We start from the raw sequence: 8,852 nt of genomic DNA on the forward strand, positions 1-8,852 counted from the left end.
AGGAAGTGCCGGTCTGCCAGGCAGTGCATCACGTGATGCGCAGGTCATTATCAAATGGAGTTAACGATGGCGCATAACAGCAGTGCGATAACCGGCATTGAACTGGAACAGTTCATGGACCGCCTGGAGGCGCAACAGCAAGAACAGGAAACCGATGCCCTGCTGGCTCAGTTGCAGGCACAACCGCTGCAGGCCGACTCCCTGGCGTCCATCGACCGCCTGCACACCCTGTGGATGCAGGCCGGTGATTCAGCGGCAGCCCGGGCCGTCATCGATCGGGATGGCGACGCTCTTGTACAAGCCGCCCCAGAGTCGGCCCGCGCCGAGCTGATGATGAACCTGGCTATCCTGCGCCTGCGGGTCGCCAACTACCTCGATGACGAGCCAACCCTGATCGAAGTGCTCGGACAGCTCGAACAGATGGCCACGCAAACCCTGGATTTCAATGTCGAGCATTACCGCCGCTATCGGATCTTCGACGATCTGGAACGCGCTAGTTGTGAAATAGCACTGAAAACCATCGAAGTGCGCTACGCCCTGACCTTGGGCAACCCTGCCCGCGCGGCCCTGCGTGCCTGGGATGCCGCCGATCAGTATCAGCGCCGCGCCCGAGTCCTGGCCTACCACGACCGCAATGAAGAGGCCCGTAGTGCAGCCCTGGAGGCGGTCAACGCCGTACGTACCGCCGGCCCGGACCAGGATATCGATGAAGGCGACTGGCTGTGGTTGGGCAACTCGCTGATCGAGATCATTCCGCTGCGCCTGGCACTGTTCGAGCAACCCATCGCGCAACTGACCGCTGGCCGCTCCCAGCCCCAGCGCCGCGAATGGGAAGTGCGCACTGCACGCTTGGCGGCCCGCGCCCTGCACGCCCAGGGCGACCTGGCCGGCGCCCTGAAGATCTGCAATGCCGCGGCCCTGAGCCTGGATTCCGACGGAGGCAACAACTTCATCGAATACGAATTGCCCTGGCTGATGGAAGCTGGCCGCATCGACGAAGCCGGATTTCGCGCATTCATCGATGTCTATGACCGGCAAACCGAGCTATGGCCAGCCACCGCCCGCCTGGTACTCGATCGCCTGCAGGACCCTGATGAGCGCAGTGCCTGGTGGCCGATTTGCGTGATGCGTGCCTGTATCACCGAGGAAGTGCTGCAGAGCTTCCTGCAAGCACTGCCAAGTATCGAAACCAGCGAGTCTGCCACCACGCCACTGCTGGCCGCCCTCTCCCTGGCCATGGAGGACCTGCAAGCTGGCGACGCGCTGTATACCGAAGCTCGTGCAGAAGCGGTGCGTCGTGCGCCCGATCACCCCTGGATCACCCGCCTGGCAGCCGTGCATGACGCTGAGCACGGCCTGATCGATGCGGCCACTGAAGTCAGCCTGCTGCAAACCGCCATCCAGGCAGGCCGCATGCAAGACAACCGCAGTGCGTTTTCGCTGTTTGCCGCTCGGATCAACAGCCAGGGGATTATCGAGGCACTCAAAGCGCCCAAGCCCGTCCTGTCCTGCGGCAAGCACGCCTACAACTACGCACTGGGCATTGAAGACCTGGCCGAAGCAGAAGCCGACAAACTGCCCCCGGACGCCCGGGACCAGGCCTATGCGTTGCTGCGCGAAGCCCAGAGAGATGCCTACGAGCAGGGCCAGGCCCATATGGAGCGCTATTTCGCCAGCGGCAGCGGCCACCCGTACGATGCCTGCGCGCACCTGTATTCCATGCTCTGCAACAACCTGGCGATCAACTACCGCTACTACAACCCGATTCGCTACGAAGACGCCATCGAACTGCATACACGGGGCATCGCCGCCAGCCCGTTCGCCGAACACTACAACGGGCTGCTCAGTGCGCGTATCAGCCTGGAGGATCTGCCCGGCATTATCGATGCTGCGGAACAGCTTTGGCATTATTCGGCCGAGTTCGGCTACAGCCGCCACAACCCGGATGAATACGTAGCCTCGGTGGCGTACGCCCTGTACAAGCTCGATCGCGACAATGAGATCCTCATCTGGCTCGAACGCCTGCTCAAGTGGCAGGAAGAGCAAGGCGTCAGCGATCAGCAACTGGACAGCTCGGCGCTGTTTGCCCGGATCCAGGTCGCACGCTACCTGGCCCATGCCCATCCGGACAACGCCGACAGCCTCTGGCAGCGTTACCAGCCGGCGGTACTGTCCCTGAACGAGGTCTCGGTCATGTCCGCCTCGGTGGACTTCCTCAAGGCCCGGGGGCGCGCCGCCGAAGCCATTGACTACTGCGCACGCACCCTGGCCCTGTGTGCCCCGGACGATGACTACGACATCCGGTGCCGTGCCCGGATCGAGCAAATCCTGAGCGAGCTGCAAGCCCCGGCTCAACCGGCCGGCAAGAAAAACTGGTGGCAGATATGGAAGTAAGCGCCGACAAGCGCAGCCCCAGCTACGCCCCGCGCAACCTGCTCAATGCCGATGAACAGAAACGCGGTATCACCCAGCGCAGCCAGCAGCGCAGGGACGAGCAAGCAGTGCAGGGTTGGCTGTTGAACCACTTCTATCGCCATCTGGTAGGCAACTTCGAACCGGCACGACGCATCCAGTCCCTGGATGACGCCTGTACGGCCCTGGGTAGCGACTCGGTGCCGGCCTGGGTGAACGGCTATTTCGAGCGCGCTGCCAAGGCGCAATCCGAAGACCCCGCCAAAGCCCTGGCGCCCCTGGTCTGGATCGACCCGCAGGAGCCGCAGCTGCTGCACCAGGAAGCCCAACTGGTGGAGTTCCTGACCTCACGCAAAGGCACGGCTCTTGAGGGCAAGCTGGATCGCATCACTTGCCCGCAAGCGCTGGCATTGTGGGAAAGGGAGCATGCACAAATGGCGGCCCGGGTCGACCAGGGATGGCGCCAGAGCTCTGCCCAAGCCCTGACCGTGACCCTTACCTGTGCCGAGCACACCTGGGTCGAACTGCGCCCGCAAAGCCCGCTGTTGCGGGCCGAGATGGCTTTTGAAAGCTACGTGATGCGCCATTGCCTCGGGCAGTTCGCCGACCGTCGGGCCCTGACCGGCGGCTACGGCGAGCGTTACGCCGAAGCGGTGGAACAACAGGGCATGCGCGTGTTCAGCCTGCGCGATGCTCAAGGCCAACCCCACATCACCGTCAGCCTGATCATCCAGGACGACGGTGCACTGACGGTGGAGCAGGTCAAAGGCAAGCAGAACCGCCCGCCCGTCGAACGTTATTTCCACGACCTGCTGCGCTTTCTCAACACCCTGGGTACCGACCAACAGACCCCGGCCGACTGCATTGCCATCGGCATAGTACGTACCGAGGCGGGTTGGCTGCGTATCGAAGAAGTCAGCGACCCTCAAACCCAGACCCGTCTGGTGGCCCGTTACCCACAGTTGTTCCGACGGCTGGAAGCCCCTTCGGCCATGGTCGAATGGCTGGTCGCGGCACGCCAGTCCGACCTGCTGCTGGAGGTCGCGCCCCAGGCGCCGACCGTCAAGTACGCCACCCGCCACATCTTCAAGAAAACCCCCTTGCCACCACGTCAGGCCGAGGACCCGCAGTATCGGACCGAAGGCGTGCCCTGGTCAGATATGTCCCCATCCCTGGCCGAAGAAATCAGCACATGGCAAAACAGAAGCAGGTAATACGCAGATGATGACGGTAATTGTCGTGCTATTCGGCGCCTGGCTGGGCTGGCGTCACTTTCGCCGCCCGTCGGGAACATCCCTGGTGGTATTCACACCACGTAAGCGTTGGGCACTGACACTGGCGCAACCCATGGTCGATGCCACCGGAATGACCGGTTTCTACGACCCCGATACCACCCACTTCATGGATCAGGCGAAAAGCACCCTGCGGGCCTCGTTGCTGCACCAGATCGGTTTTCGCAGCAACGCCACCGACGACGAAGTCTGCGCCCACCTCAATGGCACCCTGGAGCGCCAGTGGTTTCGTATTGACCTGCATGGCCTGAATCCCAGCGACGACCCGCGAGCAGCCATGGCCTTCGCCTGCGTGCGCAGCGCATTTTTTGTCCGTTGCGCCATGTTGATGAGCTGGCTCGAACCTGAAACAGGGTGGCGCATCATGCTGCTCAACGCCCAGCGGGCCCAGGACTGCTTCAACGATTGGGAAGACTTCGGCAAGGCCTTCATGCTGGGCCGCCAGCAATGGATAGCCGCATTCAGGGCCGATTCGCTGGGAACTTCATTCAATGAAGCGAAGCTGAGCCAGTTGCTTGCACCCGGCAGCGGAGTGTGGGCAAGCGTCGACTGGAAGGGATTGCCGGCACTCTGTCCGGTAGCGGATTGATATTTCTGGCCCTGGCGACAAACAGCCAGATCAGCAAAACAACGTGAATCCTTGCAGGCCATCAAAAACACTCACTGTGGCCCTATTCACAAGCACGTAGCCCCACGCTGGTCAGGCTGTCACCAATACAAGAAAAAGAGCCCGTTGTTTAACGTGCCCCTCGGATAGACGAAAACAAAAAAGCCCCGCCCGAGGATCGCCCGGTGGGGCTTTTCTTTATTCTTTCGCTCCGGGGTCCAAGAACAGATCAACCGCGCAGGGATCAGCCCAGAAAGATACGAATTATATGGTGTCCCAGGGCAGGTTCGAACTGCCAACCTTCCCCTTAGGAGGGGGATGCTCTATCCAATTGAGCTACTGAGACAAAACAGCGAGCGCCATTGCGGCACGGCTTGGAGGACGGCGTGCATGTTAACGGCCAAGGCCGCATTTGTCATGTGATCCATAGGGCTTTTTGCAGGAAGCATCAGGCTCGCCCCGTGGCTTCGATGCCGCGTCGTGCAAATTGCATCACTGCAAAAAGCCATCATTGCAAAATGCAATTCAAGAGACTTTAAAAATCAGCTCAACATATTGTTTTTAAAGACTTTATCGCCAGGTAAACTCTTGGCACGCAGGCTGCTTATTCAGTGGATAAACACTGAGGAGATGCCGCCCATGAATAGCGCTCTGTTGCTCTTGAATGCGATTGCCATTGCCGTATTGGCGGCCTTTCACTTTCAACCTGCAGATGACGCTGCCCCTGGCGGGTCATCCTTCGCCCATTACCAGCAACGCCTGGCACCCCAGCTGGCAGTCATGAACACCCAGATTGAGCCTGGCTCAGTGACCCGGGTTACCCAGGGAAAAGCCTCGCAACAGCCAGGCGCCGCACCCACTGAACGCTGGGTATTTTGAGACCGAGACTACAGGAGCCATTTATGTCCACCGCCGCCAAAAGCCTGCTTGTTCTGACGCTACTCAGCGCCATTGCCGCTGTGTTCCTGCCTGAAGAACCTCTGGGCAGCGCGCCACTGATCATCAGCGGCTCACTGTTCGGCCTGTTTCTGCTGGCACTGCTGGCTGGCCGCAAGATCAAGTTCGACCCTGTATTGCGCTGATACCGTGCTCTTGCAATATGCCTAAGAGGCGCCTCAAGGTAACCTGCAATTCGGCAGAATTATCCAGGCGAACCACTCCCTCCTCATCCAGCCAGCCGGCATGGGCAAACTGTTCATTACGCTGCAGGCGCTCTTCTATCTCCGGCAGGCTTTCCCTGGCCCGACGCAGCAAGCGACGGCGTAATACTTCGTTATCAACCGTCAGAACTATCGGAATCAGATCGGGATACCGAGCTCGCGCCCTGGATAGATAGCCTCTGGACCCGTTGACCAGGACATTGCGCCCCTGCGCCAACCAGCTATCGATCACCACGGGAATCCCATAACCCAGGCCATTGGCCTGCCAGAACAAAGCGAAATCCCCCCGGCCTACTCGTCCCGCGAACTCCTCGGCGGTGACCTCAATCGCCTCCTCTCCCACCGACTCGGCAGAGCGCGTGATCACCCTTCTTGCCACTTCACAGCCCAACGCACTTAAAGGCTGCCGGGCCGCATCAATCAGGCTATCCTTGCCGGCCCCTGAAGGCCCCATCAAGTAGATCAACCTACCCGGCATGGGTGGCTGCTCCGCAGAGCACAACTAGTAAATCGGCCATTTGCCACTATCCTCTGACAGGTAGGGATTACACTTTCACCCGCATAGCATGCACCTTCGTCGGTGCACTGACACTCCCGCAGGATGGGAGAATGCGGCCAGCAACGCGGACCCGACGAACTTTTCAAACCAGTCCGCATTTCTGATAATTGGTGCTGGCATAACGCCTTTATCCAGTTCAATATTTGTCACAGAATTGACGCCAAGGATCTGGCAATTTTGAGGCATGATGCGGGCCTCTTAACAATTCAGGTTGAACATTTGGCATTCAGGCTTGTCCTAAAAGACAGCCCGCGGCCAATTCCGAGAACCGCTCCCCCTGAACTAACCGGTTAAATATATGCGCCCATTGAAACAGGCAATTTATTCCAGCCGTACGGCTGACAAGTTCGTCGTACGTCTACCCGACGGGATGCGTGAACGCATTGCCGAGGTGGCTCGCAATCATCACCGCAGCATGAACTCCGAAATCATCGCGCGCCTGGAACAGAGTCTTATTCAGGAAGGCGCCTTGGGTGAAGAGCTGAGCATGCGCCTGGACAGCCCCGAACTGTCCTTGCATGAGCGCGAACTGCTTCAACGTTTCCGCCAACTCTCACATCGCCAGCAAAACGCTTTGGTTTCGCTGATCGCCCATGACGCTGAAATGGCCGCAGACGCCACCTGATTGCATCTCGCAAGCTCAAGCCAGCCTAGTCGCTGGCTTTTTTTTGCCCCGCCAAAAGCAGCGAAGCGCCATTTAGGCGCTTCGTCGGTAACCAACAGGGAAGAACGGCTCAAAGCAGGAAAATGGTCGCCAGGCCGAGAAAGATGAAAAAGCCGCCACTGTCAGTCATGGCGGTGATCATCACGCTAGCGCCCATCGCCGGATCACGCCCCAGGCGCGCCAGGGTCATGGGGATCAGAACCCCCATCAGCGCCGCCAGCAGCAGGTTCAAGGTCATGGCAGCGGTCATGACCACCCCCAGCGACCAGCTCCCGTAGAGCATGTACGCCACGACACCGATCACCCCACCCCAGACCAGGCCATTGATCAGGGCTACGGCCAGCTCTTTACGCATCAAGCGCGAGGTGTTGCCAGTGCTCACCTGGTCCAGGGCCATTGCCCGGACAATCATGGTGATAGTCTGATTACCCGAGTTGCCACCGATACCCGCAACGATGGGCATCAGGGCCGCCAAAGCCACCAGCTTTTCAATCGAGCCCTCGAACAACCCAATCACCCGGGACGCGACAAACGCGGTAATCAGATTGATCGCCAGCCAGGCCCAACGGTTGCGCAGGGATTTCCAGACCGAGGCGAAGATGTCTTCCTCTTCCCGCAGACCGGCCATGTTGAGGACTTCGGTCTCACTTTCTTCACGAATCAGGTCGACCATTTCGTCGATGGTCAAACGGCCGATCAACTTGTCGTTCTTGTCGACCACAGGGGCCGAAATCAGGTCATAACGCTCAAACGCCTGAGCCGCGTCGTAGGCGTCTTCATCCGGGTGAAAACTCACCGGATCACTGGCCATGACCTCGGCGACCTGCTTGTCCGGGTCATTGACCAGCAGACGCTTGATCGGCAGCACCCCTTTGAGCACGCCGTCGTAGTCCACCACGAACAGTTTGTCGGTGTGGCTTGGCAATTCTTTCAGGCGACGCAGATAACGCAGGACCACTTCCAGGCTGACATCCTCGCGGATGGTCACCATCTCGAAGTCCATCAGCGCACCGACCTGCTCCTCGTCATAGGACAGCGCGGAGCGAACGCGCTCACGCTGCTGGCCGTCGAGAGCCTCCATCAGCTCATGGACGACGTCTCGCGGCAGCTCGGGGGCCAGGTCAGCAAGTTCGTCAGCGTCCATCTCCTTGGCGGCAGCCAGGAGCTCGTGATCGTCCATGTCGGCGATCAGGGTTTCACGTACGGAATCGGATACTTCGAGGAGGATGTCGCCGTCACGCTCGGCCTTGACCAACTGCCAGACGGTCAGACGCTCTTCCAGAGGCAAGGCTTCAAGGATGTAGGCGACGTCAGCAGAGTGCAGATCATCGAGCTTGCGTTGCAACTCGACGAGGTTCTGCCGATGGACCAGGTTCTCGACCCGGTCATGATGATGGCCTTCCTGACGGTGCGTCAGGTCTTCAACTACTCGCTGGCGCTGCAGCAGTTCAACGACTTGAGCCAGGCGGTCTTGCAGGCTTTCCTGCGTTTTCTTTACTTCTACTTCGGTCATAGGCGAACTCCACTCCCAGCAGAGGAGCACGCCGGAAGGATCAATCAGTCAGTTCATGATTGTTAAAACGGGATACTGAGTAACTACTGGGTAAGTCCATGGAGGTATTCCACAAGCCCCGGCGGGGCTGACGGGCGCAATCATACACCGCTTGACGGTTTTAAACGTTAAAAAATCGCGGCAAGAACAAGCGCTTGCGGCATAAAGCTGAGCAACGTCCGAATCTATGAGACTGCGACGCCTCGACAGAAAAAGAAAACACACAGCACAGGAAAAAAGTCGGAGAGACAGGCTCACAGGCATTGCATTCGACTTCCGCCGGGCAAAGCCGTTCCAGCCCAGGAGGGCAAAAGAGATAAAGGAGGATAAAAAGGCAGAAAGCAAAAAGCCCGCATCTTTCGATGCGGGCTTCCTGATGTATGGTGCACTCGACAGGATTCGAACCTGTGACCGCTCGGTTCGTAGCCGAGTACTCTATCCAGCTGAGCTACGAGTGCATTTTGTGTTTTTAGACCAGACCACAACTGGTTGAAGCCAAGTTAACTACATAACTGTAACTAACTCTTAAATGGTGCACTCGACAGGATTCGAACCTGTGACCGCTCGGTTCGTAGCCGAGTACTCTATCCAGCTGAGCTACGAGTG

Annotated in this window: 8 protein-coding genes and 2 tRNA genes; 6 read left to right on the forward strand and 4 right to left on the reverse strand. The window is 59.1% G+C overall.

Going from position 1 to position 8,852, the window contains the following annotated elements:
- The first annotated feature begins 66 nt into the window (after positions 1–66).
- From ACUXVH_RS27780 to ACUXVH_RS27790, 3 genes are read left to right on the forward strand one after another with little or no spacing between them, the layout of a single operon-like run.
- Positions 67–2,394: a hypothetical protein gene (locus tag ACUXVH_RS27780; RefSeq protein ID WP_065365407.1), complete on the forward strand. Its 2,328-nt coding sequence runs from the start codon at positions 67–69 to the stop codon at positions 2,392–2,394.
- Positions 2,385–3,626: a hypothetical protein gene (locus ACUXVH_RS27785; protein WP_053159805.1), complete on the forward strand. Its 1,242-nt coding sequence runs from the start codon at positions 2,385–2,387 to the stop codon at positions 3,624–3,626. The genes ACUXVH_RS27780 and ACUXVH_RS27785 overlap by 10 nt, the downstream gene beginning before the upstream one ends.
- Before the next feature lie 7 nt (positions 3,627–3,633).
- Positions 3,634–4,293, forward strand: a complete 660-nt coding sequence (locus tag ACUXVH_RS27790; protein WP_015636673.1) for a DUF1266 domain-containing protein — start codon at positions 3,634–3,636, stop codon at positions 4,291–4,293.
- A 287-nt stretch (positions 4,294–4,580) separates the two neighbouring features.
- Here ACUXVH_RS27790 and ACUXVH_RS27795 read toward each other — a convergent pair.
- Positions 4,581–4,657, reverse strand: a tRNA-Arg gene (locus tag ACUXVH_RS27795).
- A gap of 134 nt (positions 4,658–4,791) precedes the next feature.
- Between ACUXVH_RS27795 and ACUXVH_RS27800 the strand changes: the two genes are divergently transcribed.
- Both ACUXVH_RS27800 and ACUXVH_RS27805 read left to right on the forward strand, forming a co-directional pair.
- A complete protein-coding gene (locus ACUXVH_RS27800; RefSeq protein ID WP_255313444.1) occupies positions 4,792–5,190 on the forward strand; it encodes a hypothetical protein in 399 nt (132 codons plus the stop codon).
- A gap of 23 nt (positions 5,191–5,213) precedes the next feature.
- Positions 5,214–5,393, forward strand: coding sequence for a PA3371 family protein (locus tag ACUXVH_RS27805; protein ID WP_041119533.1), 180 nt, complete (start codon positions 5,214–5,216; stop codon positions 5,391–5,393).
- On the opposite strand, the gene phnN is transcribed toward ACUXVH_RS27805, so the two are convergent.
- The gene (gene phnN, locus ACUXVH_RS27810) at positions 5,368–5,949 is read right to left on the reverse strand and encodes a phosphonate metabolism protein/1,5-bisphosphokinase (PRPP-forming) PhnN (RefSeq protein ID WP_015636675.1); all 582 of its coding nucleotides are present in this window, start codon (positions 5,947–5,949) and stop codon (positions 5,368–5,370) included. The genes ACUXVH_RS27805 and phnN overlap by 26 nt on opposite strands.
- A gap of 379 nt (positions 5,950–6,328) precedes the next feature.
- On the opposite strand from phnN, the gene ACUXVH_RS27815 reads away from it, so the two are divergent.
- Positions 6,329–6,655, forward strand: coding sequence for an Arc family DNA-binding protein (locus ACUXVH_RS27815; protein ID WP_003204761.1), 327 nt, complete (start codon positions 6,329–6,331; stop codon positions 6,653–6,655).
- 109 nt (positions 6,656–6,764) lie between these two features.
- Here ACUXVH_RS27815 and mgtE read toward each other — a convergent pair whose 3' ends face one another.
- Both mgtE and ACUXVH_RS27825 read right to left on the reverse strand, forming a co-directional pair.
- Positions 6,765–8,207, reverse strand: a complete 1,443-nt coding sequence (mgtE, locus tag ACUXVH_RS27820; RefSeq protein ID WP_011062760.1) for a magnesium transporter — start codon at positions 8,205–8,207, stop codon at positions 6,765–6,767.
- A gap of 420 nt (positions 8,208–8,627) precedes the next feature.
- A tRNA-Arg gene (locus tag ACUXVH_RS27825) sits at positions 8,628–8,704 on the reverse strand.
- Positions 8,705–8,852 lie beyond the last annotated feature (148 nt).

This window comes from Pseudomonas sp. 8(2025), from assembly GCF_052665325.1.